The sequence below is a fragment of the Streptomyces decoyicus genome, assembly GCF_019880305.1.
GTDB classification, from domain to species: Bacteria; Actinomycetota; Actinomycetes; order Streptomycetales; family Streptomycetaceae; genus Streptomyces; species Streptomyces decoyicus.
Genome location: NZ_CP082301.1, coordinates 6,774,805 through 6,795,612, shown reverse-complemented (window position 1 = coordinate 6,795,612; position 20,808 = coordinate 6,774,805). Strand labels below are relative to the sequence as shown.

24 protein-coding genes and 1 pseudogene are annotated in these 20,808 nt (G+C 69.5%); 15 read left to right on the top strand and 10 right to left on the bottom strand.

Going from position 1 to position 20,808, the window contains the following annotated elements:
• Positions 1–763: 763 nt before the first annotated feature.
• From K7C20_RS29755 to K7C20_RS29745, 3 genes are all read left to right on the top strand, one after another.
• Positions 764–1,810: a WD40 repeat domain-containing protein gene (locus K7C20_RS29755; RefSeq protein WP_030077902.1), complete on the top strand. Its 1,047-nt coding sequence runs from the start codon at positions 764–766 to the stop codon at positions 1,808–1,810.
• Positions 1,811–1,974: 164 nt separating this feature from the next.
• On the top strand, positions 1,975–2,145 hold the full coding sequence (rpmF, locus tag K7C20_RS29750) for a 50S ribosomal protein L32 (RefSeq protein ID WP_030077900.1): 171 nt from the start codon (positions 1,975–1,977) through the stop codon (positions 2,143–2,145).
• A gap of 9 nt (positions 2,146–2,154) precedes the next feature.
• A complete protein-coding gene (locus tag K7C20_RS29745) occupies positions 2,155–3,324 on the top strand; it encodes a GTP-binding protein (RefSeq protein WP_030077898.1) in 1,170 nt (389 codons plus the stop codon).
• Between the two features lie 370 nt (positions 3,325–3,694).
• Here K7C20_RS29745 and K7C20_RS29740 read toward each other — a convergent pair whose 3' ends face one another.
• The 4 genes from K7C20_RS29740 to rpmB all read right to left on the bottom strand — a co-directional run bounded on the left by K7C20_RS29740 (position 3,695) and on the right by rpmB (position 5,915).
• Positions 3,695–4,705: a GTP-binding protein gene (locus K7C20_RS29740; RefSeq protein ID WP_245171926.1), complete on the bottom strand. Its 1,011-nt coding sequence runs from the start codon at positions 4,703–4,705 to the stop codon at positions 3,695–3,697.
• 192 nt (positions 4,706–4,897) lie between these two features.
• Positions 4,898–5,278, bottom strand: a complete 381-nt coding sequence (locus K7C20_RS29735; RefSeq protein WP_030077894.1) for a hypothetical protein — start codon at positions 5,276–5,278, stop codon at positions 4,898–4,900.
• Between the two features lie 95 nt (positions 5,279–5,373).
• Entirely contained in the window at positions 5,374–5,679 is a 306-nt protein-coding gene (gene rpsN / locus K7C20_RS29730) for a 30S ribosomal protein S14 (RefSeq protein ID WP_030077892.1), read from the bottom strand.
• The gene (gene rpmB / locus K7C20_RS29725) at positions 5,679–5,915 is read right to left on the bottom strand and encodes a 50S ribosomal protein L28 (protein ID WP_030077889.1); all 237 of its coding nucleotides are present in this window, start codon (positions 5,913–5,915) and stop codon (positions 5,679–5,681) included. Before rpmB ends, rpsN begins: the two co-directional genes overlap by 1 nt.
• A 65-nt stretch (positions 5,916–5,980) precedes the next feature.
• On the opposite strand from rpmB, the gene rpmG reads away from it, so the two are divergent.
• From rpmG to rpsR, 4 genes are read left to right on the top strand one after another with little or no spacing between them, the layout of a single operon-like run.
• Positions 5,981–6,145, top strand: coding sequence for a 50S ribosomal protein L33 (gene rpmG, locus K7C20_RS29720; RefSeq protein ID WP_030077887.1), 165 nt, complete (start codon positions 5,981–5,983; stop codon positions 6,143–6,145).
• Between the two features lie 34 nt (positions 6,146–6,179).
• Positions 6,180–6,434: a type B 50S ribosomal protein L31 gene (locus K7C20_RS29715; RefSeq protein ID WP_030077884.1), complete on the top strand. Its 255-nt coding sequence runs from the start codon at positions 6,180–6,182 to the stop codon at positions 6,432–6,434.
• Complete coding sequence (locus K7C20_RS29710) at positions 6,434–7,588, top strand: CobW family GTP-binding protein (protein WP_053210574.1); 1,155 nt, start codon at positions 6,434–6,436, stop codon at positions 7,586–7,588. The genes K7C20_RS29715 and K7C20_RS29710 overlap by 1 nt, the downstream gene beginning before the upstream one ends.
• Before the next feature lie 58 nt (positions 7,589–7,646).
• A complete protein-coding gene (gene rpsR / locus K7C20_RS29705) occupies positions 7,647–7,883 on the top strand; it encodes a 30S ribosomal protein S18 (RefSeq protein ID WP_030077880.1) in 237 nt (78 codons plus the stop codon).
• 76 nt (positions 7,884–7,959) lie between these two features.
• Here rpsR and K7C20_RS29700 read toward each other — a convergent pair whose 3' ends face one another.
• Genes K7C20_RS29700 through K7C20_RS29680 form a run of 5 tightly spaced genes read right to left on the bottom strand, consistent with a single transcriptional unit; the run spans position 7,960 to position 12,173 of the window.
• Positions 7,960–8,400, bottom strand: coding sequence for a Fur family transcriptional regulator (locus tag K7C20_RS29700; protein WP_052414269.1), 441 nt, complete (start codon positions 8,398–8,400; stop codon positions 7,960–7,962).
• A gap of 23 nt (positions 8,401–8,423) precedes the next feature.
• A complete protein-coding gene (locus K7C20_RS29695; RefSeq protein WP_048828976.1) occupies positions 8,424–9,317 on the bottom strand; it encodes a metal ABC transporter permease in 894 nt (297 codons plus the stop codon).
• The gene (locus tag K7C20_RS29690; protein ID WP_053210576.1) at positions 9,314–10,231 is read right to left on the bottom strand and encodes a metal ABC transporter permease; all 918 of its coding nucleotides are present in this window, start codon (positions 10,229–10,231) and stop codon (positions 9,314–9,316) included. The genes K7C20_RS29695 and K7C20_RS29690 overlap by 4 nt, the downstream gene beginning before the upstream one ends.
• Complete coding sequence (locus K7C20_RS29685; protein ID WP_245171924.1) at positions 10,218–11,186, bottom strand: metal ABC transporter ATP-binding protein; 969 nt, start codon at positions 11,184–11,186, stop codon at positions 10,218–10,220. The genes K7C20_RS29690 and K7C20_RS29685 overlap by 14 nt, the downstream gene beginning before the upstream one ends.
• Before the next feature lie 18 nt (positions 11,187–11,204).
• Positions 11,205–12,173: a metal ABC transporter solute-binding protein, Zn/Mn family gene (locus tag K7C20_RS29680; protein ID WP_030077874.1), complete on the bottom strand. Its 969-nt coding sequence runs from the start codon at positions 12,171–12,173 to the stop codon at positions 11,205–11,207.
• Positions 12,174–12,343: 170 nt separating this feature from the next.
• Here K7C20_RS29680 and K7C20_RS29675 point away from each other — a divergent pair, with 170 nt between their 5' ends.
• From K7C20_RS29675 to K7C20_RS29645, 7 genes are all read left to right on the top strand, one after another.
• The gene (locus K7C20_RS29675; RefSeq protein ID WP_030077872.1) at positions 12,344–12,679 is read left to right on the top strand and encodes an ArsR/SmtB family transcription factor; all 336 of its coding nucleotides are present in this window, start codon (positions 12,344–12,346) and stop codon (positions 12,677–12,679) included.
• Positions 12,679–13,383, top strand: a complete 705-nt coding sequence (locus K7C20_RS29670) for a cation transporter (protein ID WP_030077870.1) — start codon at positions 12,679–12,681, stop codon at positions 13,381–13,383. Before K7C20_RS29675 ends, K7C20_RS29670 begins: the two co-directional genes overlap by 1 nt.
• Before the next feature lie 102 nt (positions 13,384–13,485).
• Positions 13,486–14,421, top strand: coding sequence for a metal ABC transporter solute-binding protein, Zn/Mn family (locus K7C20_RS29665; RefSeq protein WP_030077868.1), 936 nt, complete (start codon positions 13,486–13,488; stop codon positions 14,419–14,421).
• The gene (locus K7C20_RS29660) at positions 14,421–15,305 is read left to right on the top strand and encodes a metal ABC transporter ATP-binding protein (protein ID WP_053210573.1); all 885 of its coding nucleotides are present in this window, start codon (positions 14,421–14,423) and stop codon (positions 15,303–15,305) included. The genes K7C20_RS29665 and K7C20_RS29660 overlap by 1 nt, the downstream gene beginning before the upstream one ends.
• Before the next feature lie 23 nt (positions 15,306–15,328).
• On the top strand, positions 15,329–16,240 hold the full coding sequence (locus K7C20_RS29655) for a metal ABC transporter permease (RefSeq protein ID WP_030077866.1): 912 nt from the start codon (positions 15,329–15,331) through the stop codon (positions 16,238–16,240).
• Between the two features lie 30 nt (positions 16,241–16,270).
• A complete protein-coding gene (locus K7C20_RS29650; protein ID WP_030077864.1) occupies positions 16,271–16,582 on the top strand; it encodes a DUF1490 family protein in 312 nt (103 codons plus the stop codon).
• Between the two features lie 2 nt (positions 16,583–16,584).
• On the top strand, positions 16,585–18,789 hold the full coding sequence (locus K7C20_RS29645; protein ID WP_030077863.1) for a heavy metal translocating P-type ATPase: 2,205 nt from the start codon (positions 16,585–16,587) through the stop codon (positions 18,787–18,789).
• 30 nt (positions 18,790–18,819) lie between these two features.
• On the opposite strand, the pseudogene K7C20_RS29640 reads toward K7C20_RS29645, so the two are convergent.
• Positions 18,820–19,047: pseudogene (locus K7C20_RS29640) on the bottom strand (rhodanese-like domain-containing protein); the annotation flags it as partial.
• A 322-nt stretch (positions 19,048–19,369) separates the two neighbouring features.
• Here K7C20_RS29640 and K7C20_RS29635 point away from each other — a divergent pair.
• Positions 19,370–20,554, top strand: coding sequence for an IS701 family transposase (locus tag K7C20_RS29635; protein WP_048828975.1), 1,185 nt, complete (start codon positions 19,370–19,372; stop codon positions 20,552–20,554).
• Positions 20,555–20,808: the final 254 nt, after the last annotated feature.

Genomic DNA, 20,808 nt, shown 5'->3' with positions numbered 1-20,808 from the left:
TACCGATGCCAGTTGTGGCACCAGAGTACAGCTGCCTCTGGGAGCCCAAACATCCGCGGGCCCAGCCGGAGTTGTGTGAGAGGGGGGTACGTGAGTTGATGTTCGGTCTGTTATCGCCTGAACGTGTGACCGTGCGGACTCCGGGCCGGTCAACGGGCTTGGCCGTGCTGGAGTGACCGTTCCGGGGCAGGGACATGTTCCCGGCCGCCGGCTTCAGCCCTGCTCGGCTACGGCAAAAGGCCGGCCATGCCGAGCCGGACGCCGCCGGTCAGCCGCCGCCGGGACCATCACCCTGTCGAAAATGGGGCTCCGGCATCCGGTTGTCGTGATTCAACCCCTGCCAAGCCAGGGTAGGCCCACACTCACCCAGCCGGGAGGGGCGAACTCGCCCACCTCACCGACCGGTTCACCGTTGCCGGCGGACACGGGAACGTCAGCGGGGCCGGCGCAGGGCTGACGTCTCGTGGGCGTGCCGGGAGTGAGCCCACTGCTGTTATCGCTGTGAATTGTCGCTGGGCGTGGGCTCGTTGGCCCAGGCCACGGCGGTCGCGAGGCCGGGGCCGTGCCGACGGCCGCACACACCCGCCAAGCCGTTCGACCATCGGGACCCGGGGCACGCAGAGAAGCCACGACCGTGTTTAATGGAAATGATTCTCATATTCGCCAATGAAAGATCACCCATGCACGTCAATGAATCCTCACGGGGGATATCCGCCAACTCCCGCCATGCTGCCGCACCGCATGTCCAGACAGGAACGTGGTCATGGTGACAGCGTTGACCGCACCAGCAACCGGCGAACGTCTGCAAGACGTTTCGCCGTGGTCGAAGCGGCTCCCCTGGGAACCGGCCTTCCTGTCGGTGGGCGTCGGCCTGATCGCCGCCGCCGGGCGCCGTGGCAGGGTTCGCGTGATGGACCTCGAAGGCGGCGAGGAACACGACCTCCTCACATTGCCCGGCGGCATCACGGGTCTCGCCTTTTCCCCTGATGGGCGCCACCTGACCCTGGTGGGTCCTCGCGGATTCGCCCTGTGGCGGGCCACGGACGGCAGGCTGATCACGCGGAGCACTCCGACGCCCTGCGTCCGCGCGCGCTGGATGGGACTGGGCGTCGTGGCGATTGCGGAAGGGGGCAAGGTCACCACGTACGACACCGACGGCGTGGCGCAGTGGTCCACAGCACCTCTCCCGACAGCAGCCACCGACGTGGCCTGCGCGCAGGGCGGACGCCTTCTGGCCGTGTCCCTGGCGAGCCAAGTCCGCTGCTTCATGCCGATGCGTCGTGAACCTGTCGCCGTCCATCTCTACGGTGGCGCACCGGATGATCTCGCTCTGTCCGTCGACGGCCGCTGGGCCGTGTGCTCGACGTATCAGCGCGCGACCTTGCTGTGGGAGACGCATCGCCGCCCCGCGGCGCAGCCGGTCCAGTGCGAGGAAGCCTCGGGCCGGCATGCTCCAGTCTTCAGTGAATGCGGGCACCGGCTGGCCGTACCGGCCGAGCGCCACCTGTCGCTCTGGTCCATCGGCCCCAGAAGACCGACACGATCGGCCGTCCTCCCCGTTTGCGTGTCGGCGCTGGCCTGGCGCCCCGGCGCAGGGGACGCGCTCGCGACGGCCGGGTCCGACCACGCCGTCCGACTGTGGCATGCCGGTGCCCAAGGCCGGAGGAACGGTTACGCCCCCCTCACCGCATGGCAGTTGACCACCCCCGCCACATCCCTTGCGTGGGCAGGACAGCGAATGCTTGCCGTAGCGGAAAGGGGAGGCCGCGTAACGCTCCTGGACATCGCCCCCTCACAGGTTCAGTGCTGACGAGCGACGCGTTGTGAGGTGTGGCGTGCTCCAGGGATCGCTTCCGATGGGCCCGCCCGTCGGGACCGCATCGCCCTCGGAGCTGCCTCGATAGACGGTATTTGGAAATGGAATCCATTTTCAGATAGTGTTTGCCGTCACCTAGTCACGCGCAGGAGCTCGCCATGGCCGTACCCAAGCGGAAGATGTCCCGCAGCAACACCCGCCACCGCCGCGCCCAGTGGAAGGCCACCACCCCCCAGCTCGTCCCGATCACCGTCGACGGCACCCCCTACCTCGTACCGCAGCGACTGGCCAAGGCGTACGAGCGCGGGCTGCTGCGTCCGGAGAGCTGAGACGACGCCATGACGCACAACCGACTACCCGTCACCGTTCTGTCAGGCTTCCTCGGCGCGGGCAAGACCACCCTGCTCAATCACGTCCTGGGCAACCGGGAGGGCCTGCGCGTCGCGGTCATCGTCAACGACATGAGCGAGATCAACATCGACGCGACCCTGGTGCGCGGCGGCGAGGCCGCCCTCTCCCGCACCGAGGAACGCCTCGTAGAGATGACCAACGGCTGCATCTGCTGCACCCTGCGCGACGACCTGCTCGAAGAGGTCGACCGGCTGGCCCGCGAGGGACGCTTCGACTACCTCCTCATCGAATCCAGCGGCATCTCGGAACCGATGCCCGTCGCGGCCACCTTCGCCTTCCCGCGCGACGACGGAGCGACCCTGGGCGACCTCGCCAGACTCGACACCATGGTCACCGTCGTCGACGCCGCCAACTTCCTGCCGGAGCTGGCCGGCGGCGACGGGCTGGCCGAGCGGGGACTGGACCAGTACGAGGACGACGAACGCACCGTCAGCGACCTGCTGATGGACCAGATCGAGTTCGCCGACGTCATCGTCCTCAACAAGACCGACCTCGTCGACGCGGCCGGCGCCGAACGCCTTCAGGCCGCGCTCACCCGCCTCAACCCGGCTGCCCGCATCGTGCCCGCCCGGCACGGCCGGGTGAACCCCGGCGACATCCTCGGCACCGGACTCTTCGACCTGGAGCGGGCCCAGCAGGCCCCTGGCTGGGTGCAGGAACTCAACGGCGACCACATCCCGGAAACCGAGGAATACGGCATCTCCAGCACGGTCTTCCGCGCCGATACGCCATTCCACCCGGGCCGACTGTGGACCTTCGTCACCGAGGGCCTGGACAGCGGCACCTATGGTCAGATCCTGCGTTCCAAGGGCTTCTTCTGGCTGGCCGGCCGCCCGAAGGTCACGGGCTTGTGGTCGCAGGCCGGAGCAGTCGCCCGTTTCGAGCCTTCCGGTGCCCGCGGCGTCGGAGACAGCCAGGGCCAGGAACTGGTCTTCATCGGCACCGGGTTGCACGCCGAGCCACTTCAAGCGGCCCTGGCCAACTGCCTCCTGGCCGACGGGGAAGAGCTCTCCGACGACCCGTTCCCCGCCTGGGACACGTACGGAATCGACGACGCCTGCGAACACGAGCACCCGGATCTGGTGCCGCAAGCCTGACAGGCTCCGGGTTGGGCGGTGGTCGCAGCCACGGCACCGCCCAACCCGGCAACTCACGAGGTGCGCACACCGGTGCCCCTGTGCTCATGCGGAGCACAGGGGCACGGGTGCGTCTGAGCTGCTGCGCCCCGCGGCGGGCACCAGGTACCCGCCGGCCGGGATGAACGCGGCAGCCGCCGTGGACGGGGTTCAGGCATGCCTCCCCCACCTGCGCCGCTCCTGGGCTCGCAGCGTCCGCCCGACCGATCCGCCGTACGCCTGTACCGCTGAGAGGTGCCTCAAAGCCCGGGACACCGGGCCGCGATGAGGCCATCAGGCAAGGTCGCCGCGCACGCTGTGTTCGTGCCCGGGCCCGAGGCCCAGGCACGGCTCAGAGCGGGACGTCGCCCAGCAGGGGATCGGGGAAGGCCGCCCAGCCGTCCCATCCCAATGACAACTCCCTGTCGTCCAGCAGAGCCGCGTTGAGGGCGGTGCACAGCCGGTCCCGGTCGAGGTCGGTGCCGGTGAACGTAAGGGCGTTGCGGCGTTCGCCGTAGTAGTTGTGCCAGAACCACGAGGCCAGGGTGCGCCGTTGCGGGGATGCGCGGCGCCAGGCACTCTCGTCTCCGGGCTCCAGCCAGCGATCCGCGTCTCGCAGTTCCATGTGCGGTCCGGCCGACCGCCAGGTCACCACCGCCGCGGGTCGACTGGACAGCCACAGGTGGCCTCGGCCGCGGACCACGCCGGCCATGACCGTGGGCAGTGCATCCGCGAGCCGCTCCGGGTGCAGCGGTCGCCGGGCCCGCCACACCACCGACGTCACACCCAGGTCGGTACCAGGGCGCGAGGACGCCACGCTCACTGGTTCCAGCCGGGCCCGCCATTCCTCAAGGGTGTCCGGTACGGGTCGCAGGAACGACGGCGGCAACGCCCCTGTTGTTTGCGGCTGTTGTGCGACATGGACGAGTGTGGCGGAGGGGTTGAGGTGACGCGCCAGGGCGGCTACCCCGTCCGTTCGACGGTCTTTGGGGCTCGGCGGGGCCGTCACGAGCACGCCGTGGGCGGCTTCCACCCTGCGGGCGGCCGTCTCGGCCGGCGTCAGGGGGCTGGTGCGATCGGTACCGTCCCACCGACGGACGGCCCGGTGGACGCATCCGAGCTCAGCCAGGAAGGCCGCTGGGTCAAGCCCGGCCACGACCGGGGCCGGGAGGTAGTGATCGCCCAGCGCGCTGGCCCCGGTCCGCGGTCGCCACAACTCCACCAGGCATGGGAGGAGATCCAGCTCGTCGGAGAGGGCGAGGACCAGGTGAGGGGGCCGCATGGCGCGTCGTATGGCCAGCAGGTCCTGCCGGAGAATCACCACCGGGTCGCCGGTGGCCACCCGCGACATGGACTGCGACACGGACGGCGGTACTCCGGGACCGGCGACGAAGCGTTGCACAACGGGGTACCCGCCATCCCGGCAGTGGATGGATGCGGCCAGCACCACGGCGTCTGGCGAAGCGCACACCAGCGTGTCCACGGCGAGCCCCCGGGCAGCCGGGGTGTTCCCGACCACGATGCTCAACAGGCCCTTGGGCACTGGTACTTCCCATCAGTTGAGGTGGGCGGCATGACGGGGCGCGGGTGCCGCGCGCAGCCGGTGTGGAAGAGAGCTGTCGTCCGGCATGCCGGCCAGGAGCCATGCACCGACGAGGTCCGCGTCGGCTTCGGTGGCGATAGGGCCCAGGCGGGCGACGGGGCAGGTGGGGGTGCGGTCCTTCGCGCACGGCTGTACTGCGGCGTGCAGGCCCGCGGCCGGGGTGCAGCGCAGCAGGCCGCCCAGGCAGCCGGTGGCGACGAGGATGCCGTGCGGGCAGGCACGGACGGCGTCGCGCAGCCGGTCCATCACCAGTTCGCCCGTATCGCTCGGGCAGTTGGTGCAGGCGACCAGCGTGAAGGGGCGACTCGGGCCGCCCGGTGTTGCGCGGTTCATCTGTACGCACTTCCGGATGGGTTGGCCGGGATGGCGCCGCAGCCTGGGCAATGGCCCCGGGCCGCAGCGCCGTCCACCGTGGCGATCGCCGGACATCACCAGGACGACTTGGTGACTCCGGGGAGGAATCCGGCGTGCGCCTGCTCGCGCATCCGTACCCGGGACATGCCGAACTTGCGCAGGTGGCCTCGGGGGCGGCCGTCCACGCTGTCCCGGTTCCGTACCCGGGTCGCACTGGCGTCGCGCGGCTGGCGCCGCAACTCGGCCTGGGCGGAGGCGCGTTCGTCGTCGGTGGACGAAGGCCGCCGGATGATCTCCTTCAGCTCGGCGCGCCGGGCCGCGTACCGCTCGACGACCACCTTTCGCTGCTCGTTCTTCGCGATCTTGCTCTGCTTGGCCATCAGACCTTCACCCCTCGTGCGCGGATTCGCGCCACCGCGGACTCGACGCCGATGGAATCGACCGTCTTGATCGCCTTCGTACTGAGGGTGAGCCGGACGTACCGGCCCTCGCTCGCCAGCCAGTAGCGCTTGCGCTGGATGTTCGGGTCGAACCGGCGGGATGTACGCCGGTGCGAGTGGGAGATGGTCTTGCCGAAGCCCGGCTTGGCGCCGGTCAGCTGGCAGTGGGCGGACATGGAGTGGGTCACCTCTCGCCGGAGACGTTATCGGTAATGGAAACCATTCCCATATAGTAGCGCCCATGGCACGCAACGAACTCCGCCCGGTCATCAAGCTCCGCTCCACCGCGGGCACCGGCTACACCTACGTCACCCGCAAGAACCGGCGGAACGACCCTGACCGCCTGGTCCTGCGCAAGTACGACCCGGTGGTCGGCCGGCACGTCGACTTCCGCGAAGAACGCTGACTCACAAGCCGACCTAGCAGACAGGAACACCGTCATGAAGCCTGGGATCCACCCCGCCTACCGGCCCGTCGTCTTCCGTGACAAGGCAGCCGATTTCGCCTTCCTCACCCGGTCCACCGCGACCAGCGACAAGAACATCGAGTGGGAGGACGGCAAGACCTACCCCGTCATCGACGTGGAGATCTCGTCGCAGAGCCACCCCTTCTACACCGGCACGGCCCGTGTCCTCGACACGGCCGGCCGGGTCGAGCGCTTCGAGCGGCGGTACGCCCGGCGCGGGGCACGGTGATGGCGGAGAACAGCAAACTCCCCGTCGTCCTCGTCGGCGGGCTGCATTCCGACGCACGCGAACAGGTCGTGCTGCGGCTGCTGCACACCGTGCGCGGCAGTGTCGCGCTCCACCACGACCTCTCCACGGCAGCGGACGGAACGGTACGCCGCACGGTGCGGGACGCCTCGGGCGAGCTGTCCTCCGGCGAGGCACCCCTCGTCAACGACTGTGCGTGCTGCGCCCTGCGCGAGGACCTGGTGCCCGAACTCCGGCGGCTGGCCGAGAGCGGTCTGCACCGGCTGGCGGTGGTCGAACTCTGGGACTCCGTCGAACCCAGGGCGATGGCCGAGGTCATCGCTGCACACGGCGGCGAGACGCTGACACTCTCCAACGTGATGACCGCGGTCGACCCCGCGCTCGTCCTGCCATATCTCGCCAATGGGGACGACCTGGCGGAGGCCGGGTTCGCGGCGGCCGCAACCGATCAGCGGACCATCGGGGACACCTGGGCGCGCCAGCTGGAGTACGCCCCCGTGCTCGCGCTCGTCGACGGAGGAGAGGCGGACGACGAGGACCGTGCGGTCCTCGCGCAGTTGCACCCGACGGCACGCCATGTGCCGGTGGACTCCCGTCAGCTCGCGGAGGCCGCGTTCGCCGGATTCGACGTCGAGGCGGCTGCCGCCGCTCAGCACCCGGCCTGCGCGCTGCTCCCGCAGGAAGCGGAGGAGTCGGGAGTCGCCACCCTCGTGTGGCACCGGCGGCGCCCCTTCCATCCGGAACGGCTCTACCAGGCGCTGGAAGACCTGGCCTGTGCGGCCGTTCGCAGCCGTGGCCGTTTCTGGCTCGCCGACCGTCCCGACACCCTGCTGTCCTGGGACGCCGCGGGCGGCGCGCTGTGTGTGGAGAACGCCGGCCCATGGCTTGCGTCGCTGCCGGACGCCGCCTGGGACATGATTTCCCCGATGCGCCGAGCAGCCGCCGCCCTCGACTGGCATCCCGAACACGGCGACTGCTGCCAGCACCTGGTCTTCACCGCACCCGGCCTGGACCGCGAGGGCCTGGAGCGGCTGCTCGACTCCTGTCTGCTGACCGAGGACGAGTTCGCCGACGGACGTGAGGCATGGAGGCGCCTCCCGGCGTCCTTCGACACGCTCCTCGACCCCGTCTCCTGAGCACCCGACCGCCGCCAGCTCTTCTCCCGCACCGACCCGACCGAGAAAAGGAAGTGCCATGGCCCGCCGCCCCGATCCCCGCAAGCCCGTCAAGTCGCGCCCCAACCCGTTGGACCAGGCCGGTATCACCTACATCGACTACAAGGACACCGATCTGCTGCGGAAGTTCATCTCGGACCGCGGCAAGATCCGCAGTCGACGCGTCACCCGGGTCACCGCGCAGCAGCAGCGGCAGCTGGCCCGCGCGATCAAGAACGCGCGGGAGATGGCGCTGCTCCCGTACGCCTCCAAGTAGTTCAGTCCCCCGCTGCCTTACGGATCTACCCCGGAGAGCTGCCGTCGCGTGCAGCGGTGGCGCTCCCGGGCTCCCGTCATTCCCGGGCAGAACCCTCCGCCAAGGGGCCGCAGTCGGGGCAGATGCCCGTGAGTTCGACAGTGTGTCGGACTGCGGTGAAGCCACTCGTCCGGGCCACTCCGGCGGCCCAGTCCTCCACCGTCACGGAGTCCAGCGTCACGCTCACACCGCATTCGGTGCAGATCAGGTAGTGCCGGTGGTCGGAGCCGGGGCGGTAGCGGAAGAGCCGCTCCCCGTGCACGTCCCGTACGACGTCGGCGCGCCCCGCTTCAGCCAGGGCGCTGAGCGTGCGGTAGACCGTGGACAGGCCGACCGATGACCCGGCGGCCAGCAGCCGGGTGTACAGGGACTGGGCACTGACGAACCCCTCCGACTTTTCCGCTTCAATCAATGCCTCGAGCACGGTGGCGCGTTGCTGGGTGATGCGTCCCAGGAGGGAGACCTCCTGCGTCGCCATGGCATGGGGGTTGGTGCCTGCCGTCATCGTGCCGTAAGACCCCATATCCCAGGAGGGCCGGTGCGCGGACGAAGACGCTTACGGGCCCCCGGCCTCCGAACGACGAAGGTGGCTGCGTAGACGGCGGTGGCCGCGGCCAAGATGGCGAAGCTGGGTGGCACCTCCGGTAGCACGCAGGAGGCAGCGAGGCCGGCCCACATCTCGAGCACCGCCAAGAGCGCGGAGAGCGCAAGTGCCGCGTACGGGCGGTCGGTCAGTCGCGCGGCGGCTCCGGCGGGGGCCGCAAGCAAACCGAGCAGCAGCAGTGAGCCGACCGCCTGGGTGGCCTCGGCCGCGCAAATGCCGGTCAGTGCGAGGAAGCCGAAGCCCAGCGTCCGTACGGGCACTCCGCGGGCCGCGGCCACGGCCTCGTCCAGCGTCGCGAACAGGAGCGGGCGGGCGATGAGCAGCATCAGCAGGCAGATTCCGGCGGCGATCAGGGCCGCGAGGGACGCGCTCCCGGCCGAGAGACCGAAGATCGAGCCGAAGAGGACGCTGACGCCGGCATGGCCGTTGGTCGTGCTCCGGGAGGTGGTGTACAGGGTGATGAAGAAGGCGCCCAGGCCCAGGATCCAGGAGAAGACGCTCCCGATGACCACGTCGTCGGGCCGGGCCTTGCGCCCCAGTGTGCCGAAGAGCAGGGCGATGCCGACGGTGGACACGAACAGGCCGATGCGCAGGTCGTAGCCGAAAGCGAGGGCGGCCATCGCTCCGGTGAGCGTGACATGACTGAGGGCGTCGGCGGTGAAGATCTGGGCGCGCAGGACCAGGAAGTGACCGACGAGTCCCGAGGCCGCCGCGATGGCGGTGCCGGCCAGGACGGCGTGTTGGAGGAAGGGCTGAACGAGCGGCGCCGAGGCGGTCAGCAGTGCGGTCATGCCGTGGCCCCCTTGCTCTGGCGGGGTATACCGGTCCGGCTGAGACGGGTGTGCAGTGCGCGTCCGGACCGGGCCAGCAGATAGCCGGCGAAGGCGTACGAGGTCACGAAGAAGCCCAAAGGGTAAGGCCGGTAGTAGGCGGTGGTCAGGCCGAGCAAGGTGGCGGCGAGGGCCAAGAGTACGGAGAGGGCGAGGCCGGTACTGGGGCGGCCGGTCACGGTCTGGGCGGTCGCGGCGGGGATGACCATGAGCGCGAACACCACCAGGGTTCCGGTGATCTGGCTCGCCTCGGCGGTCGCCGCACCGAGCAGGACGAGGAAGGTGACGGACAGCGCGCGGACCGGCACTCCGCGCCCGGCGGCGGCCTGCGGATCGACGGAGGCGAACAGCAGCGGCCGTCCGATCACCGCCAGCACCGCCAGCACCACCGCCCCCACACCTAGCAGTACGTTCACCTGGGAGGTGGTGATGCCCAGGAAGGTGCCGAACAGGATGGTCTGCGGACCGCCCAACAGCCCTTTGTACAGGGTGATGAAGAGGAACCCGGCGGCGAGCAGGAATGCCTGCACCGTCCCGGTGAGCGCGGACTCGTCCGCTCCCCCTCCCCCACCGCGCCATCCGATGGCCGCGATGACCATGGCGGCGGCGACACAGACGGCGAAGTAGCCGTAGACCGCGCTGAAGCCGAACAGCACAGCTCCGGCCGCACCCGGGAACGCAACGGTGGAGAGGGTGTGAGCGGCGAAGGTCTGACGCCGCAGCACCACGAAATAGCCCATGACCGCGGACACGACGGCGACGACCGCGCCGGCGCGAAAGGCGGTGACCATGAAGGGGAACGACCACATCTCCTGAACGTCCGTGATCAGATTCCACGACCAGACGGGTGCGGCGCCCAGCTCAGCCGGCAGCACGTTCACCTCCGGCACAAAGTCCAGAGGCGCGCCGGTCGCCATGCCGGTCCGTGTGCACGGCCGGCGCCTCCGGCTGGCCGACGGCAACGAGTCGGCCGTCGGACGTCCGCAGTACCTCGACCGGAGTGCCGTGGAGCTTCGTCAGCGTCGGTGAGGTGATGACGTCCTCCGGCGTGCCGCTCGCCGCACCGCCTTCGGCGAGATACACCACCTGGTCGAGGTGAGGCAGGATCGGGTTGACGTCATGCGCGACCATGACGACCGCCACGTTCTCCTCGTGGCGGATCCGGCTGATCAGTGCCGTGATCGCGCTCTGGTTGGGCAGGTCCAGGCTGTCCAACGGCTCGTCCAGCAAGAGTAGTTGGGGCCTGCGGACCAGGGCCTGGGCGATCAGCAGCCGCTGCTGCTCGCCCCCGGAGCAGTGGCCGATGGGCCGGTGTGCGTACGCCGACGCCCCGACCAGTTCGATGACCTCGTCGACGCGTTGACGGGCCGCCCGTCGCCGGGCGCCGAACGACGGCATCGGCAGGCCCCAGCGGTCGCCGTCCAGCCCGAGCCGTACGACGTCGATACCGCGGATCCGCAGCGATGCGTCGAAGCTGCGGCGCTGCGGCAGGTAGCCGATGCGGTGGTTCGTCTGTCCCGGCCGGGCGCCGAGGACTCGTATCTCTCCGCCGGCCGCGGGCAGCATGCCGAGCAGCACCTTGATCAGGGTGGACTTGCCGGCCCCGTTCGGCCCGAGGACGGCGACGAACTCCCCTGCCCCGACGCGAAGGTCCACCCCGGACCACAGGGTGCGGCCCGCCACGCGGACGGCCGCGCCGCACAGGTCGAGTACGGGGGCATCCGCAGACGCCGGAGTTGGGGATGCCTCGGAAGCCGCCGTCCGGGGTGGCGGGACGGTGTGACCAGCGTGTCCCGCCATCTCATGGGCCTTCGCAATCGGATGCAGCATGGCCGCGCGCTCCCCCGCTTACTTCCCGGTCGCCTTGGCCAGGGCCCGCTCGAGGTCACGGAGTTGGCCGGTCTGCCACTCCTGGAAGGAGGCACCTGCGGGGGCGAGGGTCTCGGTGACGGTAACCACCGGGATGCCCTGCGCCTTGGCCTCCTTGACCTGCGCCTGCACATCCGGGGTGGAGTTCTGGCTGTTGTAGACGTAGACCTTGATCTGCTTCTTCTTGATCTGCTGGTCGATGGTGGCCTTGTCCTTGGCCGACGGGTCGGCACCCTCGTTGATCGCGTTCAGGAACGTGTCGGGGGCGAGCATCTTCAGGCCCAGATCCTTGGAGAGCGGGGTGACGATGGACTCCGAGGCGCCGATCGGAATGCCGGCGTACTTCGACTTGATGCCGGATACAAGGTGGGTGTACGGCGCGAGGGTCTTGCTCTCGAACGCCTTCTTCCGCTGGTCGAAGTAGGAGGCGCCGGCCGGGTCGATCTTCTTGTAGTCCGCGGTGATCTTCTCGATGACCCGGTGAACGTCATGCGGCGAGTACCAGCGGTGCGGGTTTCCGCCCGGCTTGAGGCCGACCAGGTCGCCGACCTTCAACTCGGTCCGGTCGCTGCCGGGGTTGGTGGAGAGCAGCTTGTCCGCCCAGGCGTCATAGCCGATGCCGTTGACGATCGCATAGCGCGCGCCCGAGACGGTGCGGGCGTTTCCGGCGGTCGGCTCGTAGTCGTGCGGATCTGTGTCGGGGCTGGTGATGATGCTGATCACGTTGACGTGGCTGCCGCCGAGTTGGGAAGCGATGCTGCCCCAGAAGTTCTCCGCGGCCACGACCTGGATCTTCTTGCCGGAGCCACCGGATTCGCCGAGCCCGCTCCCCGCAGGCGATGTCGCGCACCCGGCGGCGGTGAGGGCTGCCACGGTGGCCGCGGCGGCCGTGAGGGCGAATCGAGCGGATCGCTGCTGGGGAGCGCTGGGGATGGGGGCGAGGGACATGGAGAGGGCTCCTTGGGGTGCGCCGGGCGCGTAGCGGTCGCGCCCCCGGCGGAGTGGCGACGCCCCGAACAATAGATGGAAATGATTGTCATTCCAACAGGAGCGAAGCTTCGCCGAATCCTCACGAGTTCAGGACTTCTTGAATTCAGGGAACTGTGTACTGTGAGGGGGTGCTGACCATCGCTGCCGACATCGAGGTCTTGGCGCGGTTCGGCCGCGCCCTGGCCGATCCCCTCCGCTGCCGCCTGCTGCTCGCCCTGCGCGAAGCCCCGGCCCACCCGTCAGACCTGGCGGACGCCCTCGGCATCTCGCGCACCCGGCTGTCCAACCACCTGGCCTGCTTGCGCGACTGCGGTCTCGTCGTGGCGGTCCCGGTCGGCCGCCGCACCAGATACGAACTCGCCGATCCCCGCCTGGGCCACGCGCTCGATGACCTTCGGGCCGCGGTGGTCGCCGTCGAGGCGGACCGTACCTGCGCCGACGCCACCGAGGACGGCTGCTGCTGATGGCGCCGACATCCCCGGGTCGCAGCTCCGCCCGCCGTGACACCCTCGCGCGGCGCATACGTCTACTGGTCGCCGCGACCCTCACCTACAACGTCATCGAGGCGGCGGTCGCCCTCACCGCCGGCACGCTCGCCTCGTCGGCCGCCCTGATCGGCTTCGGCCTGGACTCCGTCATCGAGGTGTCCTCTGCCGCCGCCGTGGCCTGGCAGTTCTCCGCCACCGGCCACGAGGCACGGGAGGCGCGCGAGAAGGTCACCCTGCGGATCATCGCCTTCTCGTTCTTCGCTCTCGCCGTGTACCTCACCGTCGAGGCCCTCCGCACGCTCACGGGCTCCGGCGAGGCGCAGCACTCCGTACCGGGGATCGTGCTGGCCGCCGCCTCGCTGATGGTCATGCCGTTCCTCTCCTTCGCCCAGCGCCGGGCCGGACGGGAGTTGGGCTCGGCATCGGCAGTCGCGGACTCCCGGCAGACGCTGCTGTGTACGTATCTGTCGGGTGTCGTGCTCGTGGGGCTCCTCGCCAACAGCCTGCTCGGCTGGAGCTGGGCCGACCCGATCGCCGCGCTGGCCATCGCCGCCGTGGCCGCCAAGGAAGGTCGCGACGCGTGGCGCGGTGGTACGTGCTGCCCGCTTCGGGCCGCTGCGACGGCAGCCACCACAGAGGACACCGACGACGGCCACCACGCCGACGGCTGCTGCCCCTGACCCCGGCCCCGCCGACCACCGCTCCCTCAGGTGGATGGCGGGAGGCAGCCGACCGATAATGAACCGATAACCGGTTTCGTTCCCACTGGTGGGGAGGCCGCGATGAAGGCGTCCTCGGTCCGCGGCACAGCGGTGCTCACGGGGCTGGCGCTCGCCTTGGCCAGCGGCTGCGCAGGCTCCTCGGACGCCGGTTCCCGCGTCGGCTCCCAGACCGGTGCTCCGTCGCCCTCGATTCCGGTCGTCGCCTCTACGAATGTGTACGGGGACATCGTCCGGCAGATCGGCGGCGGCAAGGTCAAAGTCGTCTCGATCATCAGCGACCCGGCGCAGGACCCCCATTCGTACGAGGCCAGCACGCAGAATCGGCTCGAGCTGTCCAAGGCGAAGGTCGTGGTCGAGAACGGCGGCGGCTACGACGACTTCGTCGACAGGATGCTGCACAGTGCGAAGAACTCCTCACCCGCCGTCATCGACGCCGTGCAGGTGTCCGGGAAGGCACCGAATGCGGGCGGGGAGTTCAACGAACACATCTGGTACGACCTCCCCGCGATGGGAAAGCTGGCCGACCGGGTCGCCGCCGCCCTGGCCAGGACCGCCCCCGCCGACGCTGCCACGTTCCGCCACAACGCCACGACGTTCAAAGACAAGCTGTCGGCGCTGGAGAGTAAGGAACGGCAGGTCAAGGCAGCCCACGCGGGTACTGCCGTGGCGGTCAGCGAGCCCGTACCGCTGTATATGACCGGGGCCATGGGGTTGCGGAACAAGACGCCGGCGGACTTCAGTCAGGCCGTCGAGGAGGGCGGGGACGTCTCCGCACAGAGCCTGCAGCGGACGCTCGCGCTGTTCACCGGAAAACAGGTCAAGGCGTTGATCTATAACAAGCAGACCTCCGGGCCCCCGACGGAGAAGGTCAAGGCGGCGGCCGAGGACAACGGAGTCCCGGTGGTCCCGGTGACCGAGACCCTTCCCCAAAGCGAGGACTACATCGGCTGGATGGCAGCCAATGTCGGAGCGATCAGGAGCGCATTGGACCGGTGATGAAACGCACGGAGGCCGTGTCTCCGCTCTCCCCGGCAGACCGAGCTGCCGGGCGGAGCGCCGGTCCCGGTGCGCCGGTGCTCAGTCTGCGGAATGCAACGCTGGCGTATGGCGACCGCGTGCTTTGGCGCTACCTGCACCTCGATGTACGACCCGGCGAATTCATCGCTGTGCTGGGCCCGAACGGATCGGGCAAGACCAGTCTGCTGCGGGTGCTCCTGGGCCGACAGCAGCTCACCGGTGGGTCGCTCGCTGTCCTCGGCCGCCCTCCACAAAGCGGCAGCCGGCACATCGGCTACGTCCCCCAGCAGACGCTCCAGCCCACGCACACCCTGCTGCGCGCCCGCGACCTGGTGCGTCTCGGCCTGGACGGGCACCGCTGGGGGCCGCCTCTCGCACGCCGGGCGATTCGCCGCCGGGTGGACGAGCTCCTGGATGCGGTCGGCGCCGCGCCGTATGCGGACGTTCCCCTCGGTCGGCTCTCCGGCGGCGAGCAGCAGCGCGTCCGCGTCGCGCAGGCGCTGGCCACCGACCCGCGGATCCTGCTCTGCGACGAACCCCTGCTCTCCCTCGACCTGCAGCATCAGCGCACCATTACCGGCCTGGTGGAGGAGCGGCGACGCACCGCAGGTACCGCCGTTGTCTTCGTGACGCATGAGATCAACCCCGTTCTGGGCCTGGTGGACCGCGTCCTGTATCTGGCCCGCGGCGGGCACCGGATCGGGCCGCCGGACGAGGTGATGACCTCCTCGACACTGACCGAGCTGTACGGGACGCAGGTGGACGTCGTCCGTGTCCGGGGCCGGATCGTGGTGGTCGGGGCACCTGATGACGGCGCCGGCCACACCCACGACGACAGGACGGAGGGCGGCGAGAGCCAGTGAGCGGACTCTGCTGCGGGTACGGGCTGTTCGCCGACGGCGGGCAGGACAACGGCATCTGGCATCAGATCTTCAACTTCGACAACTACGGCGAACTGCTCGCACTCGTGCAGAATTCGCTGCTCGCCGGGGTGCTGCTCGGTCTGGTCGGCGGGCTGGCCGGAGTGTTCGTGATCATGCGCGATCTGCCGTTCGCCGTGCACGGTATCAGTGAGCTGTCGTTTGCCGGCGCCTCGGCGGCGCTGCTGCTCGGGGTGAACATCGTGGCCGGGTCCATCGCCGGATCCCTGATCGCGGCCGCGGCGATCGGCATCCTGGGGGTCCACGGCCGCGACCGTAATTCGATCATCGGCATCATCATGCCGTTCGGACTCGGCCTCGGAGTGCTCTTCCTGTCCCTCTACAAGGGCCGGGCGGCGAACAAGTTCGGCATCCTGACCGGCCAGATCATCGCCGTCGGCACCCCGCAGATGGCCTGGCTCCTCGGCACGTCAGCGGTGGTACTGCTCGCCCTAACCATCGTCTGGAAGCCGCTGACCTTCGCCAGCGTCGACCCGGAGGTGGCCGCAGCGCGAGGCGTCCCGGTGCGCGCGCTCTCGCTGGCGTTCATGCTGGTGCTCGGCCTTGCGGTGGCCCTGTGCGTACAGATCGTCGGAGCGCTGCTGGTGCTCGCGCTCCTGGTCACCCCGGCGGCCGCCGCCGCACGCCTCACGGCGTCCCCGGTGCTGCTGCCCGTGCTGAGCGTCGCATTCGCCCTCTGCGCGATGGAGGGCGGCATCCTGCTCGCGCTCGGCAGCACCATCCCCATCAGCCCGTATGTCACGACCATCGCCTTCATCATCTACCTCGGGTGCCGGCTGGCAGCAGCACGGCGGGCCTCCCCTGCGCCGGGGTCGGCACTCGGCTCGCCCCGGGACTCCGTCCGGACGCACACTTGAAGGAGCCGGTACGGACGGAAGGAGTCTCCTATGCACCCCGTCGCGCTCGCCGGCGCCGCAGCCGGACGGCTCGCCCACTACGCGGTCTCCGGAGTGGTGGGCGCCCTGATCATCAAGACCGCTGCCAAGCGCCTTCCCGAGGCGAAGCCCGCCGCCCGCAAGGCAGTTGTCGGCGGCCTGGCTGGCGGTATCGTCGCCGGCCGGTGGCTGGCCTCGGCTGCGGAGGAGGCCCGGCTCAAGGCAGGTGATGTCCTCGCCGAGGCCCGTACGTCACTGGGCGAAGAGGTTCCGCCACCGTCCGCGGTCGCCACCGAGGGCCACGCGCACGACCACGAGCACTGACCATGTCCGGCGTGGTTGTCCGCTCCGTGGCCGCGGGCCGGGCCCGGCTGACCGTGCCCTGGGTATGGGCGCGCCCCGGCAGCGCCGGGCTGGTCGATGAGCGACTGACCGGTATCCGCGGCTTCCGGGCGCTGCGGATCTTCCCGCGCACCGGCAGTGTCGTGATCTGGATGGTGCCGGACCTGCTGGATGTCGACCGCTTGGTCGGCGCCCTCGAAGAGGCACCACCCGCCTCCACGCCCGCCAAGCCGACCCGCTCCACACCCGACTCCTCCACCGGCGAACTCGCCCGCCTGGTCGTTGGCGGCGCAGTACTCGCCTTCGTGGCGCTGCGCCGACTGCTACGCCGGCCGCGCATCACCGCGGGCTCCTCCGGCCTCCTCGGGGCGATCACCCTCTTCACCGGCCTGCCGTTCTTCCGCGGCGCCCTGCGCTCCCTGCGCGGCCGCAGCCACCCCGGAACCGACACCCTCGTCACGGCCGCGACCGTGATTTCGCTGGTGCTACGCGAAAACGTCGTAGCCCTCACCGTCCTCTGGCTCCTCAACATCGGCGAATTTCTCCAGACCCTGACGCTCCGTCGGACCCGGCGTGCCATCGAGGAGTTGCTCACCATCGGCGAGGAGCGGGTATGGCTCGTACGGGAAGGTGGCGCGGAGGACGGAGCAGGGGTCGAGGTGGAAGTGGCGCTCGAAGAGGTCGTCCCGGGCGATGTGGTCGCCGTCTATAAGCACCACCGCATCCCGGTCGACGGGACGGTCGTCGGTGGAGAAGCGCTGGTCGATCAGGCGGCGATCACCGGTGAGGCGCTGCCGGTCTACGCCCGCGCCGGCGCCGAGGTCTACGCCGGGACCATCGTCACCTCCGGCTCGCTGACCATCCGGGCCGCGTCCGTCGGCGCGGACACCACGGTCGGCCGGATCATCAGCCGGGTCGAGGAGGCCCAGTCGGACCGGGCGCCGATCCAGACCGTCGCCACCCGCTTCACCCAGCGCTTCGTCCCTGTCTCGTTCGCCCTGGCCGCACTGACCTACGCCATCACCCGTGACGCCCGCCGCGCCATGACGATGCTGCTGATCGCCTGCCCCTGCGCGGCCGGACTCGCCACGCCCACCGCCATCAGCGCCGCCATCGGCAACGGCGCACGGCGCGGCACCCTCATCAAGGGCGGCACCCACCTGGAGGGCATCGGCCGGGTCACCGCCGTCGTCTTCGACAAGACCGGCACCCTCACCTTCGGACGGCCCCTGGTCACCAGCGTGGTCACGCTCACCGACCGCTTCACCGCCAACGAGGTCCTCAGCCTCGCCGCTTCCGGAGAGCTGCACGCCCGCCACCCCCTCGCCCAGGCCATCGTCGCGCACACCGAGGAACAGCACCTGCGCGCGCCCATCCACCAAGCCTGCGAAGTCGTCCTCGGCATGGGCATGCGGGCCGAACTCGACGGCACCCGGCTGCTGGTGGGCAGCCCCGCCCTGTTGCGCCAGCACGGTGTCCAGCTGATGGAGGAGGCTCAGGGCTGGACCGAACAGCTGCGTTCCGGCGGCGAGACCGTCATCTGCATCGCCCACGATGACGATCTGATCGGTCTGCTCGGCGTCTCCGATGCCGTACGGTCCGGAGCCGACACCGTCGTGCGGCAACTGCGAGACCTGGGGGTGTCCCGTGTGGTGCTGCTCACCGGCGACGCGCCCGAGACCGCGCATGCCGTCGCCGACACCCTCGGCATCACCGAGGTCCATGCGCACGCGCTCCCGGAAGGCAAACTCCAGCTGATCCGCGACCTCCAGACCGAGGGCCACACAGTCGCCATGGTCGGCGACGGCACCAACGACGCCCCCGCTTTGGCCCTTTCCGACGTCGGCATCTCCATGGGCGCCCACTCCTCCCATGTCGCCCTGGAGACGGCCGATATCGCGCTGCCGGGCGACGATCTGCGGCAGGTCCCCGCCGTCGTCGAACTCAGCCGGCATACCCTGCGCGTGGTCCGCCAGAATTACGGCCTCGCCATCGGCGTCAATCTGCTGGGCCTGATCGCCGGCGCCGGCGGTTCCATGAATCCGGTTCTCGCCGCCCTCCTCCACAACACCAGCAGCATCGCCGTCGTCGGCAATTCGGCGCGGCTGGTCAACCACACCCCACACTTGCCCCCAATAGCCGACGACATACTGATGGCAGCGCCGCTGGAGGACCACAGGGTGCGTTGACACCCGTCCGGAGCGCGGCCTGAGCGCCCCTCAGTCACGCACCAGCGGGGCGCCGACGTCGCGCCAGGCGATAATGCCGCCCACCAGGCTGCGGACGTCGGGATGTCCCATGCGGGTCAGCAGCGCCGCGTACTGAGCGGACTTCTCGCCGACCGGACACGCCAGCAGGACCGGCTGCCGTTTGCTGAACGGCAGCCCGCCACGGAGGAGTTCGTCGAAGAGCTCATCGACGATGTTGATCGAGCCGTCGATGTGCAGCGGCATCAACCGCCTCAAGAGGCACCGGGCGGTGGCCACCCGCTACGAGAAACTCGCGCCCTGACGTTCCGCCCCGTGCAAAACCCCGCCCATACGGGAGACCTCGGCCCCGAGACCCGAACCGGGGACCGGGTCGTCATCGGCGACGCGCGAGCCCGCGCCGCCGAGCAGGGCAGCGGTGGTCACTAGTCCCTACCGCGAGATGAGTACACGCAGTGTCTAAGGGAACCGAGGGCGCACCGCCTGAGGGCTTCTCCCGCCCGCCTAGTACTGCAACGGTGTTTGCCCGTGACGGTTGGACAGGCCGGTCGTTGGTCTGGCCATGGGTGGGGACCTTGCTGATGTCAGGGTGTGGGCCAGTGAACTGGACGCTGTGCACGAGCGGTTCGTGCATCGGTTTTCCAGGACGGAGCCGCGGGAGTCGGCGCTTGCCTATATGCGGGGGTTGATCGCTCCGCTGGAGCGGAAGAACGGCTGGACACTGGCCGAACAGGCCGGTCACGCCGCTCCGGACCGGATCCATCGGCTGCTGAACCGGATCGAGTGGGAAGCCGACGAGGTCCTCGACGATGTGCGCGACTACGTCGTCGAGAACCTCGGCGACCCCGAGGCCGTGCTCATCGTGGACGACACCGGCTTCCTGAAGAAAGGCGTGCGCTCGGCAGGTGTCCAGCGTCAGTACTCCGGAACCGCGGGACGGACGGAGAACTGCCAGGTCGGCGTCTTCCTCGCCTATGCAGCCGGCGGCGGGCGGACACTGATCGACCGCAGGTTATATCTGCCCACTTCCTGGACAGACGACCGTGAACGCTGCCGCAGGGCCGGCATCGACGACGCGGTCGGCTTCGAGACCAAGGTCGTCATGGCCAAAAAAATGGTCCGCCGCGCGATCGCAGACAAGATCCCGTTTTGTTGGGTGACCGCTGATGCCGCCTACGGCTTCAGCAAGGGCTGGCGCTGCGAACTGGAGCAGGCCGATGTCTTCCACGTCATGGCCACCACCCGCCACGACACCGTCGTCACCCGCTGGGCCCTCGACCACCCCGTCCACGACCTGTTCACCGGCCTGCCGCGGCAGAAGTGGAAACGCCGCTCGTGCGGGAGTGGTGCTCATGGACTGCGGGTGTTCGACTGGGCCCGCGTCGAAGTCCGTCCCTGGCACCGTGAGGACCGTCGGCACTGGGTTCTCGCCCGTCGCAGTGTCAGGCGGCCCGAGCAGCTCTCTTACTACATCGCCTACTGTCCCGCCGGCACCACCCTGGACGAGCTGATTCACATCGCCGGCAGCCCGTGGGCCGTCGAAGAATGCTTCCAGACGGCGAAGCAGGAGTGCGGCCTGGATGACTACCAAGTCCGCCGCTACCCGGGCTGGCACCGCCACATCACCCTGGCCATGGCAGCCCACGCCTGCCTGACCGTCCTGCGGGCCCGTGAACTCGATACCGGGAAAGCAGAAACGGATCCTCCCAGCTCATCGGCCTCAGCCTCGCCGAGATCAGACGCCTGATCACCCGACTCACCGACCGCCGACCCACACCCGTCGACCACATCCTGCACTGGTCATACTGGCGCCGCAGACGCCAACACCAGGCCCGCATCAGCCACTACACACGACGCGGACACAGCCCATAGAACTGCCCACCCATCAGCACAAACACCGTTGCAGTACTAGGGCCTGTCTTCAAAGTCCCGCCTGCCTCGCGGCGCCTGGCATGCACTCCCCCACGCCTGAACGGCGCGGGGGGACCCCCATCCGCGTTG

Bases quoted from the DNA above. Each gene is read 5' to 3' on its own strand.
- K7C20_RS29755 (WP_030077902.1), top strand. From the start codon at position 764: ATGGTGACAGCGTTGACCGCACCAGCAACCGGCGAACGTCTGCAAGAC.
- rpmF (WP_030077900.1), top strand. From the start codon at position 1,975: ATGGCCGTACCCAAGCGGAAGATGTCCCGCAGCAACACCCGCCACCGC.
- K7C20_RS29745 (WP_030077898.1), top strand. From the start codon at position 2,155: ATGACGCACAACCGACTACCCGTCACCGTTCTGTCAGGCTTCCTCGGC.
- K7C20_RS29735 (WP_030077894.1), bottom strand. From the start codon at position 5,278: ATGAACCGCGCAACACCGGGCGGCCCGAGTCGCCCCTTCACGCTGGTC.
- rpsN (WP_030077892.1), bottom strand. From the start codon at position 5,679: ATGGCCAAGCAGAGCAAGATCGCGAAGAACGAGCAGCGAAAGGTGGTC.
- rpmB (WP_030077889.1), bottom strand. From the start codon at position 5,915: ATGTCCGCCCACTGCCAGCTGACCGGCGCCAAGCCGGGCTTCGGCAAG.
- rpmG (WP_030077887.1), top strand. From the start codon at position 5,981: ATGGCACGCAACGAACTCCGCCCGGTCATCAAGCTCCGCTCCACCGCG.
- K7C20_RS29715 (WP_030077884.1), top strand. From the start codon at position 6,180: ATGAAGCCTGGGATCCACCCCGCCTACCGGCCCGTCGTCTTCCGTGAC.
- K7C20_RS29710 (WP_053210574.1), top strand. From the start codon at position 6,434: ATGGCGGAGAACAGCAAACTCCCCGTCGTCCTCGTCGGCGGGCTGCAT.
- rpsR (WP_030077880.1), top strand. From the start codon at position 7,647: ATGGCCCGCCGCCCCGATCCCCGCAAGCCCGTCAAGTCGCGCCCCAAC.
- K7C20_RS29700 (WP_052414269.1), bottom strand. From the start codon at position 8,400: ATGGCGACGCAGGAGGTCTCCCTCCTGGGACGCATCACCCAGCAACGC.
- K7C20_RS29695 (WP_048828976.1), bottom strand. From the start codon at position 9,317: ATGACCGCACTGCTGACCGCCTCGGCGCCGCTCGTTCAGCCCTTCCTC.
- K7C20_RS29685 (WP_245171924.1), bottom strand. From the start codon at position 11,186: ATGCTGCATCCGATTGCGAAGGCCCATGAGATGGCGGGACACGCTGGT.
- K7C20_RS29680 (WP_030077874.1), bottom strand. From the start codon at position 12,173: ATGTCCCTCGCCCCCATCCCCAGCGCTCCCCAGCAGCGATCCGCTCGA.
- K7C20_RS29670 (WP_030077870.1), top strand. From the start codon at position 12,679: ATGGCGCCGACATCCCCGGGTCGCAGCTCCGCCCGCCGTGACACCCTC.
- K7C20_RS29665 (WP_030077868.1), top strand. From the start codon at position 13,486: ATGAAGGCGTCCTCGGTCCGCGGCACAGCGGTGCTCACGGGGCTGGCG.
- K7C20_RS29660 (WP_053210573.1), top strand. From the start codon at position 14,421: ATGAAACGCACGGAGGCCGTGTCTCCGCTCTCCCCGGCAGACCGAGCT.
- K7C20_RS29650 (WP_030077864.1), top strand. From the start codon at position 16,271: ATGCACCCCGTCGCGCTCGCCGGCGCCGCAGCCGGACGGCTCGCCCAC.
- K7C20_RS29645 (WP_030077863.1), top strand. From the start codon at position 16,585: ATGTCCGGCGTGGTTGTCCGCTCCGTGGCCGCGGGCCGGGCCCGGCTG.
- K7C20_RS29635 (WP_048828975.1), top strand. From the start codon at position 19,370: ATGGGTGGGGACCTTGCTGATGTCAGGGTGTGGGCCAGTGAACTGGAC.